Source organism: Haladaptatus marinus (assembly GCF_051194195.1).
Map to the genome: position 1 here is coordinate 165,380 of NZ_JBLZNK010000003.1, position 21,242 is coordinate 186,621.

The following is a 21,242-nucleotide window of genomic DNA, read 5'->3' on the forward strand; positions in this document are numbered from 1 at the left end:
TGCCCTCATAAGGGGTAACTCTGTTATGATTGGCCGGATGTGGCACGGGAGAACGCCTGCGGAGAAAGCGGATGCGTACTTCGAATTCCAGAAGGAACGAGCAATTCCCGATTACGAATCAACCGACGATAACCTCGGTGCGTACGTGCTCCCCCGTATCGAAGGAGATGAAGCCCACTTTGTAACGCTCTCGTTTTGGGAGTCGAGAGATTCGATCGGAAAATTCGTCGGCGAGGACATCGAATCAGCGAAATATTACCCCGAAGATAAGGACTTCCTATTGGAATTCGAGCCAACCGTGACCCATTACGAGGTGTATCCACGACACGGCTGATTCGTGGAGTGTTGCTGTTTGCTACCGGATTTTGCGATGTCCGACCTTATTCATGTCTCGAATTAATATTACAAAAATTTCCCATACAGACATTTTCTTTTTTCGTGGCACAGGATAGACAGATAAGTCAGCAGTCGCTGATCATAGAGCATGAACCCAGTCTCGTGGGTAAAATCGAAAAGCTTGGTATACGCCGGAATGGAAGTCGAGGCGACCACTTGCGTTGTCCTCTTGCTCGCCATGACTGTGATGAGAATCTCCAGCGCCATCTACGAACCTGGTGTTGACACGACACTCGTTGCCGTTGTCAGTATTTTCCTTGCCATCATTAGAAATTAATTTGACAGGTAAAAAATCTAGTACTATGCATAGCCTCGGAAAGTTTGCGGGTCGAGGACGCTGATTCTTGTAGCGCATCGTCCAGGAAGCGATACCCGGCGACGAACTCGTGAGCGAATGTCCGCGAATATTTCGTCAGTTGCTGCAAGGTCACTCTCCTACAGTGCGCGAGGTAACAATGGGGCTGTGTTCTCGTTCACTGGCCGAGAACCGAAAGAGCAACTGCCGGAAGAATAATCTGCTAACCGACCGGCGATAAAAGCCCTGAAACACCCGAGTTTGGCTACCGACTTTCTCGCTGCTCCACTTTGTTCAACTCGATAAGCAACCTGAAAACCGCCTTCACCAGGTTCGAATCCACGTCAAATCGTTCGGCATTCTCCCCGGCCCTGTCCATCACTTTCTGTTCTTGCCCTTCGTCCGTCGTCGGGATGTCCTCAATGGATTTCACTCGCGCCACCGTTTCCGCGACGTAGGTTCTCCGGGCGATGAGTTCCACTATTTCACGGTCGATGGATTCTATCTCTTCGCGGAGTTCCGCGAGGGTCATATCGTTCGGGTCCCGTCTGTTTGCGTCGTCGTTAGCCACGTGGTGCCCTCCAGTGATTTCCACCTTTCTTGTACAGCCTCTAAAACCCCGCGCCCGCCGACGGCGACGAAACTCGGCCCGGTGCCGGAGAGCGAAACCCCATCCACATCCGGTAGGGCGGAGAGTAGTGGGTCGGTCGGGAAGCCGAGCGCGCCACAGAACGCGAATCCGTTGACGGTCATCGCTCGGCCGTAGTCGCCGTCGAGGGCGAGGTCTGCTACCAGGTCAGCTATCGGTGCGACTCGTTGACACCGCGATACGTCGGCGTCCGCCGAAAAGGCTTGCTCCGGCGGCGTCCAAACCAGCACGTCCCACGAAACCTCATCCCGAGCGAGCAACTCGTCGCGGCCGTTGTCGGTAACCGTAACGCCGCCGAGCATGCTCGCGCTCGCGTCGTCGAACGCCCCCGTCGCCGTCACGCCGACTTCGCGGGCCGCCTGCACACCGAGTCGGCAGGCGTCTTCCCGTTCCATTTCAGTGTCGAGCGCGGACAACGTTGCCAGCACGGTGGCGTTTGCGGCGGCGCTCGAACTCTTCAGGCCGGACGCCATCGGCACGTCGCTTTCGGTACGAACCGTTGCACCGAGCGACGAAGGTTCGTCGGCCGACGAACCTTCGTCGGCAGATTCGAGAACGACTTCGACACAGCGCTCGATGAGACGGGTGTCGGCGTCCGGTACGCCCTCGATTTTGCCGCGAACGTTCCCGGTGTCGTCCAGCGAGACGTCGGCGGTGGTGTAGGCGTCGATGGCGAACGCCGACCCGACGCCGGTGGCGAGTGCGTTGAGCACCGTCCCGGCGGCGGGTGCTTTGGCGCGTCCGTTCATGGCCGCGCTTCGCAGGGTGTGTTCTTCAGGGTGGCGGTAGTCGCAATTCGTGACGGCCTACGCGGCGGTCGCCGATTCGGAAGATTCGTCGGTCGGGTCGCTGAGCTCGCCAATGACTTCCTCTAAGGCATCGGTTGCAGTGACGAGGCCGACGACTTCGCCGTCTTCCATTACCAGCGCGAGTTCCTGATTTTCGACCTGAAACAGGTCGAGTGCGTCGCTGATAGAGGTGTCTGCCGCGATGGACATCTGCGGGTGTGCGACTTCCTTAAGCGTCGTTTCACCCGACTCGAGCGAACTGTCGGCGCGATACAGTGCAGGCATGTAGACGTTACCGTGATAGTCGGAAAGCGATTCACCGACCAAGGGGAATCGCGTGTGCGTGCTGTCTTTGACCCGTTTTATGTTCGCTTCGAGACTGTCCGTCGTCGAGAGCGAAACAATGTCCTCGCTCGGAATCATGATGTCCCGAATCGGAATTTCTCCGATTTTCAGTGCGTTCATGACTTCTTGGTAGCGTTCGTCGGCCAAATCTCCCTGTTCGAGTACATCGCCGAGTTTGTTTCGAAGGTCTGCACGGGATTCAATAGCGTCGGTTTCGGCGTCTTTCCACGCACCCGTAATCTCCACGCCGAACAGTCGAAGCGTCCACTTCGCGACACCGTCACCGAGCGTAATTATCGGGGCGATTGCGCGGTAGAACCAGTACAGCGGGGTCGCTCCGTACCGGCAAACGAACTTCGTTCGCTCGACGCCGAGATACGTCGGCGTCTGCTCCCCGTGCGTCAGGTGAACGAGATTGATAATGAGAAAACCGAGCAGTGCACCGGCACCGACCGATGCAAGCCCCGTATCCGCGAATATCGGCTCGAAAATTGCCGCCAGCGCCGGTTCAGCGACGATACCCACCGCGATGCTAGACGCGGTAATGCCGACCTGACAGCTGGTGAGATACAGTTCGAGGTTTTCCGTCATCTCCCACGCCCGCCGCAAACCGGGGGTGTCGAACTCCGACTCCGGATATTGGCGAACGCGGGTGAGTGCGAATTCGATGGCGACGAAATAGCCGTTCGCCAGAATCAATACCAGTCCGGCGACCAGTCGCATCGCTATTACAACGGATTCCATTATTCGGGAATGGGTGTTCCAGATATTTGATTCCCGTGGCCTATTTCGATTTTGAATGTGAATACCTCTGCTAAAATATTTCATTTTTCATCTATTCTCGGAGAAATAGCCGGATTGGGTGATTCTGGGTTGGGATGGTCGTTTCGTGGTGAGACGAACCTGCCACGGAACGCGGGCCTTTTCCCCATCCCCGGCCAAACACGGACTATGAGCGTCCGGAGCGATATTTCCCCCGATACACTCGGCGTGGAACTCACGGAAGACGGCATCGTCGTTGAGTACACCGACGGCAGAGAAGCGTTCTACAACGGAATTCCGACGAAAGTACAGGACTCCCTCCGAACCCAACCAGGTAAACTCATCCAGGTGCTCGTCACCGACCCGACCGAGACAGAAGGCGTGATGACCTACGTCAACGACCGGGATACGCACGACGAAATCCTCGAATCGACTGGAGTCGGGCGAATCATTCTCAAACCGGGCGAGGAGGAGGAGTTGTTCCCCGGCGTAACTGTTCGTTCCGAAGGATACGCCGTCCAGGTGGAAGCTGACCCAGAAATCGCCCGTGGTCGCGTGTTCGTCTTCGAGGAGGACGAAATCGGGGAACGTTCGTTCGAATTCGTGAACGAGGAGTAAGACGGAATGCCGCTCACGAAACGCTGGCAATCACTCGACAGGGGAACGGTCGGACAAGCCCCGGAGCGCTGGGGGATGTACGAACTCGGCATCGACGGCGAGATAGAAAAAATCGACAGCGGTGTCCTGCGCGACGAACTGAAAACCGAACTGGCATACAGCGGGGCCGAACAGGTTCGTTGGGAGACGTGCCAGTCACGGGAACACGCCGAAAAGGTGGCAGAAAAACACCGCGAGCGAGCAGGGTTAAGCTGACCGTCGTTCCGTATCGACTATCAGGAAGACGACGAAGAGCAGAATAACCGTGAACGATGTCGCGAGCATCGCAGTTTCTCCAAGTGTGACGACCACGCCGACGAGTAGTGCGGCGATGAACGCAAGAAGGACGACGATTGCGGTGAGGTAGGTTTCGGTTGGCGGCATTCGTCCGAATTTCCGCAATCTGTGCATATAATCATTTATCTGGATTGATCGCTGTTGAAAACTATTTTCGCACGTCATCAAACTATCTAACATGAAAGAGACGCTGAATCAGTTACTGCTCGGAAACGGGGCAATCGTGCTTGGCTTGGTCGGAGTGACATCCGCAAATTGGAGTGTACTTCGCTACGTTCTCGATAGTCCGTCGCTTCTCTTCCGATGGGGATTTTTGATACTCGTCCTGCTCTTTTTCTTCGGTATCGTCTCCATCGCGCTCGGCGCGGTGCTGCTGGGCCGCACCGCATACCAAACACTGCCTACATTCGCCTAACGGCACTGGTTCGGTAGTACAACCGGATTGTCATCGTCTTCTGTTACGGAGAAATCATATATCGTTCAAGATTCGAAAGTGTGTATGGATTGGAGGTTCCTCGCCAAGTATGGCGGGCTATACACGATTCTGTTCGGCGGTGGCACCGTCACAGTTGCATACGCCCTTCCACCGTCAATCCGTGGATACGCCCTCTTGGGTGCCGTCGCAATCGGGCTGCTCGTGCTCGGACGTGTAGCAAGCGGTGGAGACAACCCGGGGCCGATTAGCGGCGGTGACCCAACAAGTGCGGCAGCCGCTCTCGGAAATCGAGGGTCGAACGACGTGTTCGATGTTACGAATCGCCATCATACCGGTGCAGGGCTCGTGTTCTACGGCGTCGGACTCCTACTGTTCGGCGTCGCTGCACTCCTCGTACTCCTCTGAAATTCTCCGGACGCCGTCGCGAACTCAGTTCACGGACGACGACGCCCGGTTCTCGTCTGCCTCTTTCCACTCGCCCATCCCTGCCGGATCCAGGTGAATGTGTACGTCTCCGACTTCCTCGCGCGCCATGAGCGCGTCTCGGAGGTCGGTCTCGATGTCGTGGGCCTCGATAAAGCTATGATCAGCCGAAACCTCGGCGTGGAACTCGACTTCGTAGACGGTTCCGGCGTAGTAGGCCGTAAAGTCGTGAACACCGTGAACGTCGTCGTGGGAACGGATTTCCCCTTTCAGTACCTCGCAGACGTGTTCCGGGGCGGCGGAGTCGATGAGGTAATCGACGTTCTCTCGCGAAACTTCGATTCCTTGGTGGATGACGAGCAGGCTGACCAATCCACCTGCGAGCGGGTCGAGGAGCGGGAATCCACCCGCCATTCCCGCCACGCCGATAACCGCCGCAAACGTCGTGTAGAGGTCGTTCTTGCTGTCGGCGACGAGTGCGGCCAGTCCGGGCGACTGCACGGTGCGGTTGATGCGTTTCGTGTACCAGTAACAGAAATAGCGGTCGACGAACGCGAACCCGAGGGCCGCCACGAGGTAGATGCTGTAATGCGCTTTGGGTGTGGACTGAATCGAGCGCCACGCGTCGAAAAGCAGTTTCAATCCGAGGAGAACCAGCGTTCCGCCGACGAACAGGGCGGTGAGGGGTTCGACACGTTCGTGTCCGTGGGGATGGTTTTTGTCCGGTTCTTCGAACGAGAGGCGGCCCCAGACCAGCACCACCGCGCTGGCCAACAAGTCGGCGACGGAGTGGGCGGCGTCGGCGACGAGCGCCAAGCTTCCGAACGCCAGTCCGAGTCCGCCCTCCACCACGATTTTGAGGACGTTCGTGATGACGTTGACCCACGACGCTTTGAGAAATTCAGTGCGGTGGTCGGCCATTCGTTTTCTAGAGGTTCGGGCACGATTATGAATATATTCATTAGAGTTAACAAATATGGGTTTTAGAGCGAGTCTAAAACTATATTTCGTCCGGATAAAGCGGGTTGCAGCCTCCGTTTGGCGACGCTGTGCGTTCTGGTCGAATTCCGCCGACTACAGAATTCGCCGAGTCATGATGAGGAACCCGACCACGAGCAGTCCGATTCCCCAGTAGAGCGAGTCGTAGGGCAGCCATTTCAGGAGGAGCGTGACGACGCCGGACGTGAACAGCGACCAGCCGATAGTCGTATTATATCCCATAGCGATGGGACGTCGGCTCTCCCTTTCAATACTCTGCCTGCGTGAACAGAAAATAGTCGTCTCGTCGAAACCCTCACTGGATGTAGGATGGGTCTTCCGCATCGCAGTTCGTTTCGTGCTGTTTGGCGTCCGCTCGGTCGTCGAACATCAACCCGCACTCCTCGCACCGATACCAGGTTTGGTCGTCGCGCTGGGTCTGGGCCACCATAATTGTAAGATGGTGTGCAACGGATAAATGCATTTCTGCGGGAAACTCTGAAGACAGTCGGGCGACGAGTAAGCGATATGACTGAAAATCCGACACTCTCTCTCACTGTTCGGGGCGCGGAAAAACGCGACGGTGGGCGGGGTATCGCCCGGATTCCGGATACGGCGCGACAACAGCTCGGTGTTCTCAGCGGGGACACCATCGCTCTTGACGGCAATCAAACGACGGTCGTCAAGGTGTGGCCTGCGGCGAGCACGGTTCCCGAAAACACGATTCAAATCGACGCCGAAACCCGAACCAACGCTGGCGTCAAAATCGGCGACAATGTATCGGTTCGACCGATCGCAGTCTCGGATGCGGATTCGATAACCGTCGTTCCGAAGGCGAACTTCTCGCTGGACGACGTGGATACACTGGAGTCCGCGACGAAACGCGAACTGCTGGACAGACCGGTCAGTGCGGGAGAACGCGCTCGAATCGAGCGACTGGGTGATGCAGGCTTGTTCGTCGTCTCGAAAACCGATCCCGGCGGAACCGTCCGGGTGACGAACGAGACAGACGTGAAGGTTTCCCTGTCGAAACTCGCCGACTCCGTGATTCCCACTTCCTCCAACGAAACCAGTGAAATGACCGATACCACCGAGGTGACCGGCGCAACCTACGAGGATATCGGCGGCATGGACGAGGAACTGCGTCGGGTTCGGGAGATGGTCGAACTGCCGCTCTCGAATCCCGCGCTGTTCCGCCGACTGGGAATCGACTCGCCGAAAGGCGTCCTGCTCTACGGACCGCCAGGAACCGGGAAGACCCTCATCGCGAAAGCGGTGGCAAACGAGGTCAACGCGCATTTCGTCTCCGTCTCCGGGCCGGAAGTGATGAGCAAGTACAAGGGGGAAAGCGAGGAGCGCCTTCGGGAAATCTTCAATGAGGCGAGCGAGAACGCGCCGTCAATCATCTTCTTCGACGAGGTGGACAGTCTCGGCGGAAAACGAGACGACGAAAGCGACATGGAAAACCGGTTGGTCGCCCAGATGCTCTCGTTGATGGACGGCCTCGAATCACGGGGAGAAATCGTCGTCATCGGCGCGACGAACCGCGTTGACGCCATCGACCCTGCACTTCGTCGCGGTGGTCGCTTCGACCGCGAAATCGAAATCGGTGCCCCGGACGAAGGTGGCCGACGCGAAATCCTCGAAGTCCACACCCGCGGGATGCCCCTCGCGGACGACGTGTCCATCGACCGACTCGCGGCGACGACCCACGGGTTCGTCGGTGCGGACCTCCACGCACTCGTCACCGAGGCGGCGATGGCCGCGCTCCGCCGAGCGCGAGATGCGGGTTCCGACGACGACGAACTCCTCTCCGTGGAAGTTACCCGCGACGACTTCAACACCGCACTGGCGAGCGTCGAACCCTCTGCCATGCGCGAGTTCGTCGCCGAAGCTCCCGATATCTCGTTCGAAGACGTGGGCGGATTGGACGAAGCGAAACAGACGCTCATCGAAGCCGTCGAGTGGCCGCTCTCGTATACCAACCTCTTCGAGGCGACGAGGACGGAACCACCGAGCGGTGTTCTGCTGTACGGTCCACCCGGAACCGGAAAAACTCTCCTCGCGCGAGCCTTGGCGGGGCAAAGCGACGTGAACTTCGTCCACGTCGCCGGGCCGGAACTGCTCGACAGATACGTCGGCGAGAGCGAGAAGTCGGTTCGAGAAGTGTTCGAACGAGCGAGGCAAGCCTCCCCCGCAATCGTGTTCTTCGACGAAATCGACGCCCTTGCCACCCAACGGGGAGAATCGCACGAGGTCACCGAACGCGTCGTCTCGCAGTTGTTGACGGAACTGGACGGTCTCGCCGAGAACCCCAACCTCATCGTCCTCGCGGCGACGAACCGTCGGGACGCAATCGACCCTGCACTGCTGCGACCGGGGCGAATCGAGTCGCATATCGAAGTTCCAGCGCCCGACGAGGCTGGCCGACGGAAAATCCTCGACGTTCACGCGGGCGACAAACCGCTCTCCGACGACGTCGATTTGGATTCGCTTGCCGAGGAACTGGTGGGCTACACGGGCGCGGATCTCGAAGCACTCGTTCGAAACGCCTCGATGCGGGCCATCCGCGAAGCTGCCGAGGAGTGGAGTCCGGAAGAAGCGAACGAACGCGCGGACGAAATCGTTATCGAACAGCGGCATTTCGATGTGGCGCGGGAGTTCGTGCAACCGACAATGACGTAATTCGGTATCAACAAGGTATTCTGGTTGCGCAGACCTATGGACACGAACGCCGTGCGAGTTCGACCCGTTCTGTCGGTTCCAGACCGTCGAGGTTCGTCGGTTGACGCACGTAGTACACGGAGACGGTAGAGAGTTCGCCCTCATGACTGCGGTTCCAGCGATTGCAGACGTAGTCGGTAAAGTGGGGACGAAGTCGCTCACCTCCCGGTTGTTGCACATCAAGGAGATACTTCTGCCAGCGGTGGGTCGGAAAGCCCAAACTCGCGTCTGTGGGGCGATTCCAGCGAACCGTTGACTCGTGAAACGCATCGACTCGTCGCCCCGATTCGAGCGTCCCGGGAACGACGAACCACCCGTCGACACCCCACGGCTCGGGCGCGAACATGCTCCATCGGTGTTCGGCCGGATTCACGACATCGTTCACTCTATCCGGCGTTTGGACGTATCCAAGCGTCGCGGCATTCCAGACGAGAACGGTCACGAGGAGACACGCCACAACGAGTGAGAGGGTTCGACCCATCCATCGCGAAACCTCCGTCGGAATCGGAGGAATGGAAACGGGCGAGGACACCCGTCCTGATTTCTCCAGCCAGCGGTCCTCGTCGAGGGCTTCCGCGAGGGGTTCGGTTGCTTTCTCTACACCGTCCCAGACAACGCTTGGGAAGAACGGAATCAGGGCGACGATGGAGACCAACGGGAAGATGCTGAGAGCAACATTCCGAAATGCATCCCTACGAACAGCGAAGCGAACACGGCCTGTGACCATCCAGTCAGGAGGAACAACAGCACCGACGAGATGACCAAGACGAGCCAGAGCATTTCGAAGAGATGGAGGAGGGTGGGATACTGGGCGAGGAAGTCCCCAAAGGAAGTGGTGAGACTGTGGAGGCTGAACACGTACTCAACGGCGACACCACGCATCCAAAGGTCGCCGCGAAGTTTGAACAGGGCGTTTGCGACGTAGACGACCACTACTTGCACCAGCAACCCGACGGACGCGAAACTCACGATGCGCTGTTCGTATCGGTCATCGCGGCGGGAATCGACCGACCAACGTTCGTCCAGCGGGAGGAAGATTCCCCAGTCGCCAGAGGAGGGAGCCACCCGAGTTCAGGAGGGTCGGATTTCGAAACTGTAGCGACACCAGCAGGACGAAAGAAACCACCGTCGAAAGCCTCGTGCGGTAGCCGAGAAGCAGTGACACCGCGAACAGTCCAGCGATGATGAACTGGACGACCTGAAACCACACCGCACCGGAGAGGGTATGAATCGAAAGCTGCGACATGCTGGGATACTGCGCTTCGAGAACCGACCGAGGAAGAACTCCGGCGTTGGTGTAGGACACGACGAGGTTACGCGACCGGAGGAGCAAGTCGATGAGGAGGAGAAATCCGAGACAGATTCGAAAGGCGGCGAGCGCCCTCGCGTCGATTCCGATGCGGCGAGCGAGTGCAGTACGACCTCGGACGCGGAGGCTCGCCCCGGTCGCAGATGTGTCCATAGTCGCGCATTATATCGAACTGATATAAGTTTTCTATCTTCGACAACCGAGCCTCGACTCGGCAGTTGGGTTGCCGTCATGCGGTGGAATGGTCGTATCCCCAACTTCTCAAACAATTTTTATTTTCGAAACAGGATGTTACTAAACAGCAACCGTTACGCAATGTCGAATACAACCATTACTCATGGTTTGGGGGATAGACGTTGCCGAAGAGATAGAAACAGCCGAGGAATCGATACCCACACGCAACCGGAATGCGATACTCTTTGCGCTCATCACACTGATATTGGGGGTTTGCGTGGGTCGTCATAAAAATCGGGTTGGAGTTTCTGCCGCCGATACTGTTCGCGGCGTTTAGAATGGATGTCGGTGCAATCGTACTGCTCGCATACGTACTGCTCAAGGTGGACTACTGGCGGCCACGGACTCGTGAGGACGTGATCAGAATCGTCGTGAGTGGGTTACTGCTCCTCTTCGCGGGAACCGGATTGATTTACTTGGGCCTCCAGAGTACGACCAGCGGGGTCGGGGCAATCATTTTGAGCCTCTCGCCAGTTATCACAGTTGCCCTTGCGGCGGTGTTACTCCCGTCCGAACGACTCTCCCGAGTCGGCCGCGTGGGCGTCCTCGTCGCGTTCGTCGGCGTCGGGTTCGTCGTCCAGCCGAATCCGAACGACTTCCTTTCTGGAAATCTCAAGGGAGAGGAGTTTCTCCTCCTCGGCGCGACTGCCGTTGGATTCGGAAACGTTCTCCTCCGGCGGTCGAACGCCACGATTTCACCCGTGGCGTTGACAGCATGGGCACTGGTGATTGCGGCCCCGGCGATGCACTTGCTAAGCTTTGGCATCGGCGAACGGCCTTCGATGATTGACCCGACGGTGGTCGCACTCTTCTCCGTTCTCTACCTCGGTATCTTCGAGATGGCGATCGCCATCTCACTGTACTTCCTCCTCATCGGCGACATCGGTGCGAGTCGTACCAGCTTCGTCCAGTACACCATTCCAATCATCACGCTGATTACCGGGTGGCTGGTGCTGGGCGAGCAGCTCACTGGGGAAGCGCTCGTGGGGTTCCTTATCATCTTCGTCGGGTTCCTGCTGTTGAACTACGACGATGTGTTGCAGATGTCCCGACGATTACGGACGCGGGTCGCCGCAGGGGGGTAGTCTTCAAAACACCTATTCAACCTAAAGACTGCAAGCGCCAGCATATCGATTCTAACCCGATTGGCAAACGCGTTTTGCTCATGACCGCGTACGCTTGCTAGCAACGCGCGTCTGTTCATGACCGGATATTTTGACGAACCGGTATACATCTTCTATCTTTTAATTGAATTCCTTGTGATTACTCATCCGCAAGCGTCACGTCGAACGTTCGCCGAATCCCCTCGACTTGCATCGCCAGCGACAAGCTTGGCTTCACGGATGCACCGCTGGTTCCGTCCCCGTCACGTGCCTGTTTCGCGGCCATACCGGGCGTGCAGGGGAGATGAACGAATCCCATCGGAGCGTCGTTCCCTTCGGCTTCCAGATACGCCCGCGTCGAGTAGAGCACGTTGTTACAGAGATGGGTTCCGGCGGTGTTCGAGACGTGTGCCGGAATCCCGCGTTCGAGCAGTGATTCGACCACGGAAACGACGGGAAGTGTTGCGAAGTAGCCCGCTTGCTTGTCGGGACAAATGCGCTCGTTTCGCGGTTCCGCGTCGGCGTTGTCGGGCGTACTCCCGCAGTCGTTGACGTTGATTCCGACGCGTTCGACGGTGATGCCCGCTCGCCCCGCCGCGAGCCCGGTTGCGACGATTGCGCTCGGGTCGTGTTTTTCGATGCGATCTCGCATCTCGTCCGTAGCCCTGTCGAACTCGACGGGAAGGACGTGCCCCACGATTTCGTGTCCTGCGATTTCCTCGCCATCGAGTTCGCGTGCGACCATCTCGCTCGGATTTTCTTCGTGGTCGCCGAACGGTTCATACCCGGTCAAGAGGAGTGTCATGGCGATTCGTTTTCGGTCGGGTGGCTTAGTTGGTCGTATCGCGGAACGGTGGAATTTCTCGAACAAACTGCTCTGTCCGTCTGTTTCGAGATCCTAGTGACGGTAGTAACCATAACATAGAAAGCTATCACATGCTCCAGTCCCGCGAACCGCGCTGTGCGCTTCAGTCGCTTCGCTCCTTGCAGTGCTTGCGGGTTCGGGGTTCCCGGAGCGTGTTCGCCCTTTCAGTCCGCCGAGGACATCGAAAGTCGGTCGGTGTCAAAAACCTCGGCTGGTCGGCCTATCGAAATCTTCGATTGGTCGGTGTGCGAAGCTCTCGGTCGAACAATCTTCCGAGTCGCACTGAGAAAGTTGATAGCGGAATGAGGTGATACCTCATCCATGCAACCGCTCGTCGGCCCCGGCGGTTCCGAGTTTCCGGGAGAGGGAGTGGTCGTCGTCCTCATCGGAATCTGATGCTGCTGGCGAGCGATTCAGTGACTGACCGACCACACCGGAAACCGAACCTAATCCCAGAACGCCTGCGTCCGGGCGTACTGGCGCTCCTTGGAGAGAATATCCCGGTAGAAATCGTCTTCATCTTCGCGCAATTTCGCGATGATTCGTGCGGCGTTCTGCGGGCCGACGCCGCGGGCCGCGAGCGCGATGACTGCCTGCTTCCCGTGGCTCTGGACGAGGTTCGCGGATTTGTAGGCGCGTTTCGTCATCTTCTCTTGTTCGTCGTCCTTCTCGGTCGCTCGAACGGCTTTGAGCACCTCGTCGGCCCACGGATTGAGCGCGGCAATTCGCGTCGAGCCGCAGTGGATGCATTTCGGCTGGTCGTCGATTTTCTTCACCGGCGTCTTCCGCCGCCAGTCTTGACAGTGCAGACAGAACAACAGCATCTCGTCGTTGCGGATTCGTTCTCTCATCGTTTCAATGACGCTCGCGTCCGCGTTTTCCGGCGCGAGGAGTTCCCGTCCCGAAGAACGCCCGCCACTTCCAACCGGGGTTCTACCGCCCGTCGAAACCAGTTCGATGCCACCCGCTTGAATCGATTCGAGGATCTCCTCCACTCGTTCGACTTCGAGGTCGTCGTGGAACACCTCGCGAACCGCTTCGTCGTACATCGGGGTGTCCTCCAGCGCGGCCAGGAGACGACCCATCGAGAACTGACCCTGTCCTTCCCACCGATTCAGCGAACCGAATTTCGCGGCCACCTGTGCGAGGGTGAACTTCAGCGTGTCCGAGCGTTTGAGCGAGAGTTCGATGAGCGGGCCGACGTGTTCGGGGTCGGTTTCGTTCACCACCTCGATGACTTCTCGGCCATCGACGTTCGCCGGAACGTCCAACTCGATTCGGTACGGGTCGATTTCCATCCCGACCGACGAACCGGTTCGCTGGCCGACGAGCGACGATAGCATCCGCCCGAGCGTCTCGTTCACTTTGTGGCCGAAGCAGGCGTTGATGACGATTTTTCCGGCGGCGTGTTCTACGACGAGCCGGTCGGCGGTCGGAATTGGTGTTTCAGCTTCGGCCTGTCTGTCGGTCTGGGAGAGCGCGGATTCGGCGGTGTACTGGTTCGTCGGATAGCGATTCGTGAACTCACGGGCCACGCCCATGCGGGGTGCCCCACGCTCGAACTGCGGCCCCGCCACGGCCCGCATTTCGCCGACTTCTTGGGCAACCTCGTAGGGAACCGGAATTTCCTCGCCGACCCACGATGGCACTTCCCCGCCGGGGTCTTCTATCGGCGAGACGTTGACGCGACTCTCCTCCTCGTCGATTTCCGCGATCCGCCACATCTCGCCGCGCTGAATGAACACCTCGCCAGGGTCGGCGAAGTTGAGGACGAATCGTTCGTCCAAGGTGCCTACCTGTGTCCCGCTGGCCATGTCGTACACCTCGAACGTCTCCTCGTCGGGAATCATCGAGAGATTGGCGTAGAAGTACTGCCACGTCTTCCCCGACTTCTCGATTTGGTCGTTCTCCTCGTCCAGCCACACCAATCGATTCCCTTTCAGTTCTCGAACCACGTCTTTGAACTCGTCTTCCGAGAGGTTGCGAAACGGATACGCTCGCGTGACGATTTCGTAGGCTCGCCGGGCGTCGATTTCCCTGAAATCCATCACGAGTCCTACGATTTGATTCGCCACCGTGTCGAGACTCGCGTGGTGGATGTGCGCCGGTTCCACGTCCCCCTCGACCGCACGCCGGGCGATTGTCATCGACTCCAGCGCGTCGTCGGGATGCGACGTGATGATTGTTCCCTCCGACACCTCGTCCATTCGGTGCCCTGCACGTCCGACGCGCTGAAGCAGTCTGGCGACTTCCCGTGGACTCTGATACTGCACGACGTGGTCGATTCGTCCTACGTCGATACCGAGTTCCATCGAGGAGGTACAGAGCAAGGCGTTGATTTCGCCCGCCTTGAATCGATCTTCCACGTCGATTCTGGCCGCCTTCGACAGGCTACCGTGGTGCACTTCGATGTTCGCCCCGAGTTCCTTGAACCGGGAGCCCAATGCCTCGGCCGTTTGGCGCGTGTTGACGAAAATTAGCGTCGAATCGTGACACTCGACGATATCCCGAATCGCCCGGACATGACTGGCGATGTCCGGATTGGTCATCAACTCGCCAGCCAGCTCCTTGTCTTCGCCCCGAATTTCGGGTTCGTGGACGCGGAAATCGACCTTACTTCCCACGTCAACTTCGATTATTTCACACCCCCGATTTCCGGTGAGGAACTTCCCGACTTCCGCCGGGTCACCGACCGTCGCGGACAACCCGATTCGCTGGAACTCGCCCGACAGTTCGTGCAGGCGTTCCAGTCCGATGGTCAACTGCGCGCCACGTTTCGCGCTGGCGAGTTCGTGTACCTCGTCTACGACGACGTGGTGAACGTCTTCCAGCGCGATTCGTAGCTTCGATCCGGTCAGCATCGCTTGCAGGGTTTCCGGCGTCGTCACCAGCACGTCCGGCGGATTGTTGGCCTGTTTCTGTCGCTGATAATCCGTCGTGTCTCCGTGGCGAACGTCGATGTCGATGTCCAGCGTCTGGCCCCACCACTCCAATCGCTGGCGCATGTCGCGGTTCAGCGCCCGAAGCGGCGTGATGTAGAGTGCGGAAATGCCGAACCGTGGCTCCGCCTGCGCGATGTAATCGAACACCGGCAACATCGCGGTTTCGGTCTTGCCAGTCCCGGTCGGCGCGATGACGAGGCCGTGGTTGCCGTCGGCGAGGGGTGGAATCGCGCGTTTTTGGGGTTCGGTCGGCGTCTTGAACCCGCGTTCCGAGAGGGCCGACCGAACCTCGCTTCCGAGTCGCGCGAAGGCCGCGGAACCCGCGGCCTGCTGGTCGCTCATTCGTGAATTCTGGATAGGGATTCAGGCAAATTAAGTTCGTTGCCCGGTGCAGATGGTCGCCAAAACTGTCGTCTCTGTGAAATGGGTGCGATACGATTTCGGAAATGTGTCGCTAACTATTCCCGACTCCAAACATCGCACCTCGACCCTCCCCAGCCTCCTCCTTCGCTCCGGACGAGCGCCACCGCAACAGCAGGCTAACCAACCGCCGAGCGTCCACACCAGTCAATCACAAAAAGCTCACCTCGTCCGTTCTTCCCCTGGCGGAATGAAAGGGCGAGTGGGGTAGGCGAAGCACGACCCCACAAGCACCGCAACCGAGCAAAGCGAGATGAGGAGCGCAGTGCGGGGCGCGTGAGTCACGCGAACGCAGTGAGTGTGACCACGGAAGTCGCATGCCCGCGGAGCGCAAGCGAGCAGGAACTCCGGTGGTTTAGCCCACGAGGGCTTTCTGGGACACGGCTACAGCCATGTTGAAGACACACCAAGAGATGTTTTTCCGAAACACGAAACCGACACTCTCGAATCCAACCATGTCATCAAAACCTACCCTGATACGTCGTCTCAAATTCTGTCGTAGCGCCCCAATCTCGCACCATCGAGCAAATACGCCTCCCCCTCGGCCAAGCCCCCCGGAAGAAACGGCGAGAGAAAACCCTGCCCTTGGACGTTCACCCACGTTCCACCAGTCAGGTCGTTGAACGCCGGGAAGACAACCAACTCGCCATCCAAATCCAACTCTTCGTCTGCATGCTCCGCAAACACATCTGAATTCATCTCGCCGCGCAACCAGACGCGCTCCACGCGACTACCGCCGACCGAATCCTCCAACCGTACACAGGGATGTTCGTGTCCGACACAGACAACGCCCGCCGACAAAACGTCTCGCGACGGCCACGTGTGGCCGTGGACGAATCCCACGTCTCCCAACCGAATCCCATCTCCCGGCGTCACCTCGCACCCTATCCACGATTCGATATCGCCGTCGTGGTTGCCCTTCACGAGCGTTACCGGCACGTCGATGGATTCGAGTAGGACTTCGATTTCGCCGCGCTCGGCACCCCCCGGCCCGGCGATGGACTGCATCAAGTCGCCGAGAAAAATGACTCTATCGGGGTCAGTACGGTCGAGCAGTGCGTGTATCCCTTCCCGCCGGTCGCCCGCCCGACTGTCGAGGTTGATCCCCTGCTCGTACCGGAGGTGGTCTTCGATTCCGGCGTGGAAGTCCGCCACGACAAGTGCTCGCTCGTCGCCGAGGTCGGCGGTCGCGACGGCTTTCCCCGGAATCGGCTCGACCAGTGCCATCAGATTGGTTTCAGAGTGTCCTCGCCGGACTCGTAGCAGCGCCCGGCCATCAGCGCGTCTTGCAGGGCTGCTTCGACATCACCCGGCGTCACGTCGTAGGAATCGACCACCGCGGCCAGCAGGCGCTCGCGCTCCACGCCGTCGCCCTCGTTCAGTTCCTTCATCGCCTCCATCACCGCGTTTTCGAGGTTTCCGGGAACGTCCTTGTCCGACGCCGAATCCGACGCGTCGGATTCGGCGTCCGTCTCAGGCTCGACTTCGGGTTCCGAATCCTCGACTTCGTCCGGCGCCGCTTCGGGTTCCGTCGCTTCCGTCTGGGTCGGCTGACCAGCCTCGGCATCCGATCCCGTCGCCTCCGCCGGTTCGGCGGCGGTGTTCGGTTCCGAGTCGGCGTCCGACTCTACGTCTGGTGTGGGCGTTTCGATGTCCGCTTCGCCCGCTGAATCGACTTCCGACCCGGTCGAGAACTCGGTTCCGAACTCCTCTTCGATTCGCTCTCGTTCTCCGTCTTCGAACTCGTACATTTCGCCGCTCACGTCCTCGCCCATCGGCTGGTCGTCGAAGTCACCGAGGTCGTCGGGGTCGTCCGCGGTTTGCGACGAATCCGAATCGAAATCACCGAGGTCGTCGGTCGGTTCGGAGTCCGAATCGGGTGTGTTGAAGTCTCCGAGTCCATCCTCGGATTCGTCCGAGTCGAAATCGTCCAGTTCGTCATCCGTGTCGAACGACTCGTTTTCGGCATCGTTTTCGACCGTGTCGGCATCGACGGTCTCGGTTGCCGTCGTCTCGGGGTCGACTGGTTCGTTTTCCGGTTCCGATTCCAGTTCCGGTTCGCGAGCTTCTGCGGGAGGTGTCGCCGTTTCGGGCTCGGTATCCGGTGCCGATTCTGGTTCGGTGCCGGGAGTGGATTCCGGTCGTTCGGTTGCCGGGTCAGCCTCGGTGTCCGCGACTGGTTCCGCTTCCGACGTGACTGTAACTTCCGGTTTTGTTCCGGTCGTTTCGAGCGACGTGTCGAAATTGATGACGGCTTCTCCGGGTTCGTCCGGGTCCACGTCGAGTGGTCGTACCTCGTCCGTCTGGCCTGCGACGACACGGGCCGCGTCGAGTGCTACGTCCTGCAATCCTGCTAGGTACGGTGTCGTCGTTCGGTAATGGTCAAGCGCCAGTGGGATGCCCGTTGCGAGACCTTCATCGACGCCGTTGGCTTCGAGGGTTTGCTGGAGGCTATCCCCTCGTACATCCGAATCCAGTGCTTGCGCGAACGCTCGAACGCGAGCGAGGGTCTGTTCTGCGGTTTGCACCGACCACCCGTCTCGGGTTTCTGCGTCGACTTCGTTGATGCTCTCCGGACGGATGGACGTGTACACCAACTCGGAGTCGTCGGGTTGGAACGTCCGGGCTTTGCCCGTCACGGCGACGAACATCGGCGGCGACGCACGTTCGAGGAACGCGAGCGCATCCGGTTGATACTGCCCTGCATAGACGACGAATCCGCCGGTCGGGTCGACGATGCGAGCGCGGAGTACTTCGTCGCCGACCTGTTCGATTTCGGTCAGCACGCCCACAACAAACAGCCGGTTGATTCGCGCGCCGGTCGGCGTGACGACGTAGTTCGGCGCGCGCTCCTCGTCGCTATCGGAGTGTTCGAGCGACGAGTCGTTGTACTCCGCGGCGAAGATGCGCCACGCGACTTCCCGTCGGCCTGCACCACCCTGGGAACTCATGCGTCCACCTCCGAAAGAAGGGCTTTGGCACGGTCTGCCGGGTCGTCTTCGGTTTTGCCGAACTCGCTCGCTTCGAGGTTCGCACCGTAGTCGTCAACCGAGAGGTTGCCGCGAACGCGATACTCGTGGCCGACGATTTTCTCGCGGATGGTATCCGCGACGACTTCTTGATCCATCGCGTCGCGGGCCTGCTGGCGAGCCTTGTCGAGCCCACCGCCGTACACCTCGGCGGTGAGTTCGTCGTCCAAAATCGCGGTGACGGTTCCGGTTCCGTCGTCCACGATGGCTTTCACCCGAAGGTCGTCCTCGCCGTCCACTTGTCCGTGGCTTCGGCACTGACCTTTCTGCACCACGCGGCCACACTCCGGACAGCGTTGAATGAGTCCGGAACCGTCACGAACGGCGACGATGTTTCCGATGACTTCCACGTCGAACGCGCCACCGGTTTCGACGGCCTCGCGGACGGACAGTCGAGTCGCGGAATCGTTCACGTCAACGTCACGAGCCAGCGGTTCGACCGTCGTGAACTCCGAGAAGTTGATGGATGGAACCCCCCGGAACTCGCGGACGTAGATGTTGTCCGCGCGAACCGTCGCGCCCTCTGTGAGTTCGTCACGAGCCTCCCAGTCGGTGAACGGAAGGCGGGCCGACTCGTCGGCGACGACGCCGCTTTTGATTCCGGTTTCGCCGTCCCGTCCGTCGATGACCTTGTCCTCGACTTCGAGCACGGTCAGCTCCAGTGCAACGCCGCGGTCGCCGGGGTGTACGTCGGCGAGCGACGAGTCGCCGCCGATCTCGTAGGGAACGTCGATGTCTGTCGCTTCGCGCGCGACGTTCGTACTTTCGCCGAGGTTGAGTTCCGGGTTGCCTTCCCATTCTCGCACGCCCGCGTTGCCTGCGGTGATGACTTCTCCGGGTGAAAGGCTAAAATCGTTCCACGCGGTGTAGGATATTTTCCCGGTCTCGTCGGCGAGTTCGCCCTCGAAGATTACCTGTTCGTTGCCCTGATACTGAATCGAGCGCTTTCCGACGGTGAGCACTTTCGCGGTCACCGTGACGTTGCCCATGTCGGTGGTTACGTCGTCGATATCGGCGGAGGACGGTTCAGCACTCTGCGTGCTCCCGCCGCCGTATTTCCGGCGAAGGCTCTGTTTCGCTTCGTCGATGGGGACACTGTACTCGATGAGGTTCTGCAGGTCGGCTTTGACCTCCTCTTTGTCGACACCGAGGTCGGAGGCAAGCGCCTCGGCATGTTCGTCCACGTTCATCACTCGGAGTTCGGTCGGGATGGATTAAAAGTATTCGTCGTCGCTCGTTTCCCGCGACACCCGAATCGGTAGTTTCATCTCGACGCTGAGATTCAGCGTTCGCAGCTCGAAAACGGCCCAAACGAGCAGCGTGAGCGCTGTAATGGCCACGGCAACCAGATCGCCGAGTCCGGCCCACATCGGCAGGACGAACCACATTCCGCTCACGGTTTTCTTCGAGAAGAGCGCGTGCGCAAGTCGCTCGTAGATGCCTCGGTCGCCAACCGTCGCGGTAGACGAGCGAATCTTGGCTTGCGTCGCACTCGGCCCTCTCGTGCTCTCGTCTCCGGTCTCAAGTCGCTCGACCTCGTAGGGGGAGTAGAAGGGGAGTTCCCAAATTGCCTGCCCCTGCCGATTCACTTCGACCACGCGGTTAGCGTTGGTGTCGGCGATAAGGGTGTGTCCGTTCGGCAGGCGGTCTGCGTCCCGCGTCCAAACGGTGTCCGAATCGTTCCACACCCACGTCTGTCGCCATTCACCGTTTTCACGTTGATACTCGACCACGCGGTCGTTTACCGAGTCCGCGACGACCACCGCCGGGCCGCCCCGCGATTCCGGGATGTAGTCCGGGTTGTGCTGTTCGTACAACACGCTGAAATTGTTCTCTTCGCCGAGTGTCCACGACTCCATCAGGCCGCTCTCGTTCAAGAAGATGACCTGGTCTTGATTCCGGAGGCTGGCCATGTAGCGGCCGTCTGGCAGGCGTTCAACGTCGTTCAGATGCGCCCAATCGACCGGATACGGTCCACCTTCCGTTATCGGGAAGTCGTCCTGCGCGTCCCAGCGCCAGGACGTGATATTTGTCGTGGTGTTGACGACGTACAGCTGGTCTCCGTGGATGTCGCCGACGAGAAGGTGTTCGTCGTCGATTCTGTCCACGTCGTGCCAGTTCGCACCTCTGTCTTGCGGAATTATCCGGGAAAAGACGCGCGTTGTCTCGCCCGTCGTGAAGTTCACCCGTTCCACGAACGAAACAGTGCATTTCGCATCGCACGCCTTCGCTCGTGGCCCGGAAAGCGGTTTTTCGGCGACGTACTCGACGGTCATCGACTCGTTCGGAACCGGATCAACGTCGAAGTAACCGGTGTACGTGTCGTCGTGATACAGCAGCGTCCCATTCGGGCCGAAGGCGGCAAGCGCGGACTGTTCTCCGTTCATGCCGTGTCCTGCAACGACGGTGACGGCGGAACTCCTTGGCGCGACCGATTCGCGTTCGTCAAGCGGGACGTTTGATTGCGCGTGATACTCGCCGACCGCGTCTCGAACCGGGGAGGTGGCGTATGCGTAGCCGACCGTCGCCGAACAGAGGAGGATGAGCGCGGCGAAGAACGCTCGATAGACCTTCCGGGAAACCATCGTCC

General features: G+C 59.2%; 24 protein-coding genes. 7 read left to right on the forward strand and 17 right to left on the reverse strand.

What is annotated here, in order from left to right:
- Positions 1-25: 25 nt before the first annotated feature.
- Positions 26-334 (forward strand): hypothetical protein, encoded by a 309-nt coding sequence (locus ACN2TU_RS06460; RefSeq protein ID WP_435153979.1) that lies wholly within the window; start codon positions 26-28, stop codon positions 332-334.
- A 622-nt stretch (positions 335-956) separates the two neighbouring features.
- Here the strand turns inward: ACN2TU_RS06460 and ACN2TU_RS06465 are convergent.
- Genes ACN2TU_RS06465 through ACN2TU_RS06475 form a run of 3 tightly spaced genes read right to left on the reverse strand, consistent with a single transcriptional unit; the run spans position 957 to position 3,217 of the window.
- Positions 957-1,223 (reverse strand): chorismate mutase, encoded by a 267-nt coding sequence (locus tag ACN2TU_RS06465; protein WP_435156135.1) that lies wholly within the window; start codon positions 1,221-1,223, stop codon positions 957-959.
- Complete coding sequence (locus ACN2TU_RS06470) at positions 1,220-2,089, reverse strand: shikimate kinase (RefSeq protein WP_435153981.1); 870 nt, start codon at positions 2,087-2,089, stop codon at positions 1,220-1,222. Before ACN2TU_RS06470 ends, ACN2TU_RS06465 begins: the two co-directional genes overlap by 4 nt.
- A 57-nt stretch (positions 2,090-2,146) precedes the next feature.
- Positions 2,147-3,217, reverse strand: a complete 1,071-nt coding sequence (locus ACN2TU_RS06475; RefSeq protein ID WP_435153984.1) for a CNNM domain-containing protein — start codon at positions 3,215-3,217, stop codon at positions 2,147-2,149.
- Positions 3,218-3,424: 207 nt separating this feature from the next.
- Between ACN2TU_RS06475 and ACN2TU_RS06480 the strand changes: the two genes are divergently transcribed.
- Complete coding sequence (locus ACN2TU_RS06480) at positions 3,425-3,853, forward strand: DUF5796 family protein (RefSeq protein WP_435153987.1); 429 nt, start codon at positions 3,425-3,427, stop codon at positions 3,851-3,853.
- Between the two features lie 6 nt (positions 3,854-3,859).
- Positions 3,860-4,108 (forward strand): DUF7508 domain-containing protein, encoded by a 249-nt coding sequence (locus ACN2TU_RS06485; protein ID WP_435153989.1) that lies wholly within the window; start codon positions 3,860-3,862, stop codon positions 4,106-4,108.
- Here ACN2TU_RS06485 and ACN2TU_RS06490 read toward each other — a convergent pair.
- Positions 4,100-4,276 (reverse strand): hypothetical protein, encoded by a 177-nt coding sequence (locus ACN2TU_RS06490; RefSeq protein ID WP_435153992.1) that lies wholly within the window; start codon positions 4,274-4,276, stop codon positions 4,100-4,102. The genes ACN2TU_RS06485 and ACN2TU_RS06490 overlap by 9 nt on opposite strands.
- A gap of 91 nt (positions 4,277-4,367) precedes the next feature.
- On the opposite strand from ACN2TU_RS06490, the gene ACN2TU_RS06495 reads away from it, so the two are divergent.
- Complete coding sequence (locus ACN2TU_RS06495) at positions 4,368-4,604, forward strand: hypothetical protein (protein WP_435153993.1); 237 nt, start codon at positions 4,368-4,370, stop codon at positions 4,602-4,604.
- A gap of 84 nt (positions 4,605-4,688) precedes the next feature.
- A complete protein-coding gene (locus ACN2TU_RS06500) occupies positions 4,689-5,030 on the forward strand; it encodes a DUF8070 family membrane protein (protein WP_435153995.1) in 342 nt (113 codons plus the stop codon).
- Between the two features lie 24 nt (positions 5,031-5,054).
- Here ACN2TU_RS06500 and ACN2TU_RS06505 read toward each other — a convergent pair whose 3' ends face one another.
- The 3 genes from ACN2TU_RS06505 to ACN2TU_RS06515 all read right to left on the reverse strand — a co-directional run bounded on the left by ACN2TU_RS06505 (position 5,055) and on the right by ACN2TU_RS06515 (position 6,477).
- Positions 5,055-5,969: a cation diffusion facilitator family transporter gene (locus tag ACN2TU_RS06505; protein WP_435153997.1), complete on the reverse strand. Its 915-nt coding sequence runs from the start codon at positions 5,967-5,969 to the stop codon at positions 5,055-5,057.
- 153 nt (positions 5,970-6,122) lie between these two features.
- Positions 6,123-6,269, reverse strand: a complete 147-nt coding sequence (locus ACN2TU_RS06510) for a hypothetical protein (RefSeq protein WP_435153999.1) — start codon at positions 6,267-6,269, stop codon at positions 6,123-6,125.
- Positions 6,270-6,342: 73 nt separating this feature from the next.
- Positions 6,343-6,477 carry a DUF7128 family protein gene (locus ACN2TU_RS06515; protein WP_435154001.1) on the reverse strand — a complete coding sequence of 45 codons (135 nt, stop codon included), beginning with the start codon at positions 6,475-6,477 and terminating at the stop codon, positions 6,343-6,345.
- A 77-nt stretch (positions 6,478-6,554) separates the two neighbouring features.
- On the opposite strand from ACN2TU_RS06515, the gene ACN2TU_RS06520 reads away from it, so the two are divergent.
- On the forward strand, positions 6,555-8,711 hold the full coding sequence (locus tag ACN2TU_RS06520; RefSeq protein ID WP_435154003.1) for a CDC48 family AAA ATPase: 2,157 nt from the start codon (positions 6,555-6,557) through the stop codon (positions 8,709-8,711).
- A gap of 34 nt (positions 8,712-8,745) precedes the next feature.
- On the opposite strand, the gene ACN2TU_RS06525 is transcribed toward ACN2TU_RS06520, so the two are convergent.
- The 4 genes from ACN2TU_RS06525 to ACN2TU_RS06540 all read right to left on the reverse strand — a co-directional run bounded on the left by ACN2TU_RS06525 (position 8,746) and on the right by ACN2TU_RS06540 (position 10,522).
- The gene (locus tag ACN2TU_RS06525; RefSeq protein WP_435154005.1) at positions 8,746-9,405 is read right to left on the reverse strand and encodes a hypothetical protein; all 660 of its coding nucleotides are present in this window, start codon (positions 9,403-9,405) and stop codon (positions 8,746-8,748) included.
- Complete coding sequence (locus ACN2TU_RS06530; protein WP_435154008.1) at positions 9,384-9,815, reverse strand: hypothetical protein; 432 nt, start codon at positions 9,813-9,815, stop codon at positions 9,384-9,386. The genes ACN2TU_RS06525 and ACN2TU_RS06530 overlap by 22 nt, the downstream gene beginning before the upstream one ends.
- Positions 9,739-10,212 (reverse strand): hypothetical protein, encoded by a 474-nt coding sequence (locus ACN2TU_RS06535; RefSeq protein ID WP_435154009.1) that lies wholly within the window; start codon positions 10,210-10,212, stop codon positions 9,739-9,741. Before ACN2TU_RS06535 ends, ACN2TU_RS06530 begins: the two co-directional genes overlap by 77 nt.
- 178 nt (positions 10,213-10,390) lie before the next feature.
- Positions 10,391-10,522 (reverse strand): hypothetical protein, encoded by a 132-nt coding sequence (locus ACN2TU_RS06540; protein ID WP_435154012.1) that lies wholly within the window; start codon positions 10,520-10,522, stop codon positions 10,391-10,393.
- 10 nt (positions 10,523-10,532) lie between these two features.
- Here ACN2TU_RS06540 and ACN2TU_RS06545 point away from each other — a divergent pair, with 10 nt between their 5' ends.
- The gene (locus tag ACN2TU_RS06545; protein ID WP_435154014.1) at positions 10,533-11,378 is read left to right on the forward strand and encodes a DMT family transporter; all 846 of its coding nucleotides are present in this window, start codon (positions 10,533-10,535) and stop codon (positions 11,376-11,378) included.
- A 178-nt stretch (positions 11,379-11,556) separates the two neighbouring features.
- On the opposite strand, the gene ACN2TU_RS06550 is transcribed toward ACN2TU_RS06545, so the two are convergent.
- The 6 genes from ACN2TU_RS06550 to ACN2TU_RS06575 form a co-directional block, all read right to left on the reverse strand.
- Positions 11,557-12,201, reverse strand: a complete 645-nt coding sequence (locus ACN2TU_RS06550; protein ID WP_435154016.1) for a pyroglutamyl-peptidase I — start codon at positions 12,199-12,201, stop codon at positions 11,557-11,559.
- 506 nt (positions 12,202-12,707) lie between these two features.
- Positions 12,708-15,545, reverse strand: a complete 2,838-nt coding sequence (locus ACN2TU_RS06555) for a DEAD/DEAH box helicase (RefSeq protein ID WP_435154018.1) — start codon at positions 15,543-15,545, stop codon at positions 12,708-12,710.
- Between the two features lie 564 nt (positions 15,546-16,109).
- Entirely contained in the window at positions 16,110-16,850 is a 741-nt protein-coding gene (locus tag ACN2TU_RS06560) for a metallophosphoesterase (protein ID WP_435154021.1), read from the reverse strand.
- The gene (locus tag ACN2TU_RS06565) at positions 16,850-18,574 is read right to left on the reverse strand and encodes an RPA family protein (protein WP_435154024.1); all 1,725 of its coding nucleotides are present in this window, start codon (positions 18,572-18,574) and stop codon (positions 16,850-16,852) included. The genes ACN2TU_RS06560 and ACN2TU_RS06565 overlap by 1 nt, the downstream gene beginning before the upstream one ends.
- Positions 18,571-19,842, reverse strand: coding sequence for a Single-stranded DNA binding protein (locus ACN2TU_RS06570; protein ID WP_435154026.1), 1,272 nt, complete (start codon positions 19,840-19,842; stop codon positions 18,571-18,573). The genes ACN2TU_RS06565 and ACN2TU_RS06570 overlap by 4 nt, the downstream gene beginning before the upstream one ends.
- A gap of 24 nt (positions 19,843-19,866) precedes the next feature.
- Entirely contained in the window at positions 19,867-21,237 is a 1,371-nt protein-coding gene (locus ACN2TU_RS06575) for an arylsulfotransferase family protein (protein WP_435154029.1), read from the reverse strand.
- Positions 21,238-21,242: the final 5 nt, after the last annotated feature.

Bases quoted from the DNA above. Each gene is read 5' to 3' on its own strand.
- ACN2TU_RS06505 (WP_435153997.1), bottom strand. From the start codon at position 5,969: ATGGCCGACCACCGCACTGAATTTCTCAAAGCGTCGTGGGTCAACGTC.
- ACN2TU_RS06570 (WP_435154026.1), bottom strand. From the start codon at position 19,842: ATGAACGTGGACGAACATGCCGAGGCGCTTGCCTCCGACCTCGGTGTC.
- ACN2TU_RS06515 (WP_435154001.1), bottom strand. From the start codon at position 6,477: ATGGTGGCCCAGACCCAGCGCGACGACCAAACCTGGTATCGGTGCGAG.
- ACN2TU_RS06550 (WP_435154016.1), bottom strand. From the start codon at position 12,201: ATGACACTCCTCTTGACCGGGTATGAACCGTTCGGCGACCACGAAGAA.
- ACN2TU_RS06465 (WP_435156135.1), bottom strand. From the start codon at position 1,223: ATGACCCTCGCGGAACTCCGCGAAGAGATAGAATCCATCGACCGTGAA.
- ACN2TU_RS06475 (WP_435153984.1), bottom strand. From the start codon at position 3,217: ATGGAATCCGTTGTAATAGCGATGCGACTGGTCGCCGGACTGGTATTG.
- ACN2TU_RS06510 (WP_435153999.1), bottom strand. From the start codon at position 6,269: ATGGGATATAATACGACTATCGGCTGGTCGCTGTTCACGTCCGGCGTC.
- ACN2TU_RS06555 (WP_435154018.1), bottom strand. From the start codon at position 15,545: ATGAGCGACCAGCAGGCCGCGGGTTCCGCGGCCTTCGCGCGACTCGGA.
- ACN2TU_RS06480 (WP_435153987.1), top strand. From the start codon at position 3,425: ATGAGCGTCCGGAGCGATATTTCCCCCGATACACTCGGCGTGGAACTC.
- ACN2TU_RS06560 (WP_435154021.1), bottom strand. From the start codon at position 16,850: ATGGCACTGGTCGAGCCGATTCCGGGGAAAGCCGTCGCGACCGCCGAC.
- ACN2TU_RS06495 (WP_435153993.1), top strand. From the start codon at position 4,368: ATGAAAGAGACGCTGAATCAGTTACTGCTCGGAAACGGGGCAATCGTG.
- ACN2TU_RS06460 (WP_435153979.1), top strand. From the start codon at position 26: ATGATTGGCCGGATGTGGCACGGGAGAACGCCTGCGGAGAAAGCGGAT.
- ACN2TU_RS06490 (WP_435153992.1), bottom strand. From the start codon at position 4,276: ATGCCGCCAACCGAAACCTACCTCACCGCAATCGTCGTCCTTCTTGCG.
- ACN2TU_RS06565 (WP_435154024.1), bottom strand. From the start codon at position 18,574: ATGAGTTCCCAGGGTGGTGCAGGCCGACGGGAAGTCGCGTGGCGCATC.
- ACN2TU_RS06575 (WP_435154029.1), bottom strand. From the start codon at position 21,237: ATGGTTTCCCGGAAGGTCTATCGAGCGTTCTTCGCCGCGCTCATCCTC.
- ACN2TU_RS06470 (WP_435153981.1), bottom strand. From the start codon at position 2,089: ATGAACGGACGCGCCAAAGCACCCGCCGCCGGGACGGTGCTCAACGCA.
- ACN2TU_RS06500 (WP_435153995.1), top strand. From the start codon at position 4,689: ATGGATTGGAGGTTCCTCGCCAAGTATGGCGGGCTATACACGATTCTG.
- ACN2TU_RS06535 (WP_435154009.1), bottom strand. From the start codon at position 10,212: ATGGACACATCTGCGACCGGGGCGAGCCTCCGCGTCCGAGGTCGTACT.
- ACN2TU_RS06485 (WP_435153989.1), top strand. From the start codon at position 3,860: ATGCCGCTCACGAAACGCTGGCAATCACTCGACAGGGGAACGGTCGGA.
- ACN2TU_RS06520 (WP_435154003.1), top strand. From the start codon at position 6,555: ATGACTGAAAATCCGACACTCTCTCTCACTGTTCGGGGCGCGGAAAAA.
- ACN2TU_RS06540 (WP_435154012.1), bottom strand. From the start codon at position 10,522: ATGACGACCCACGCAAACCCCCAATATCAGTGTGATGAGCGCAAAGAG.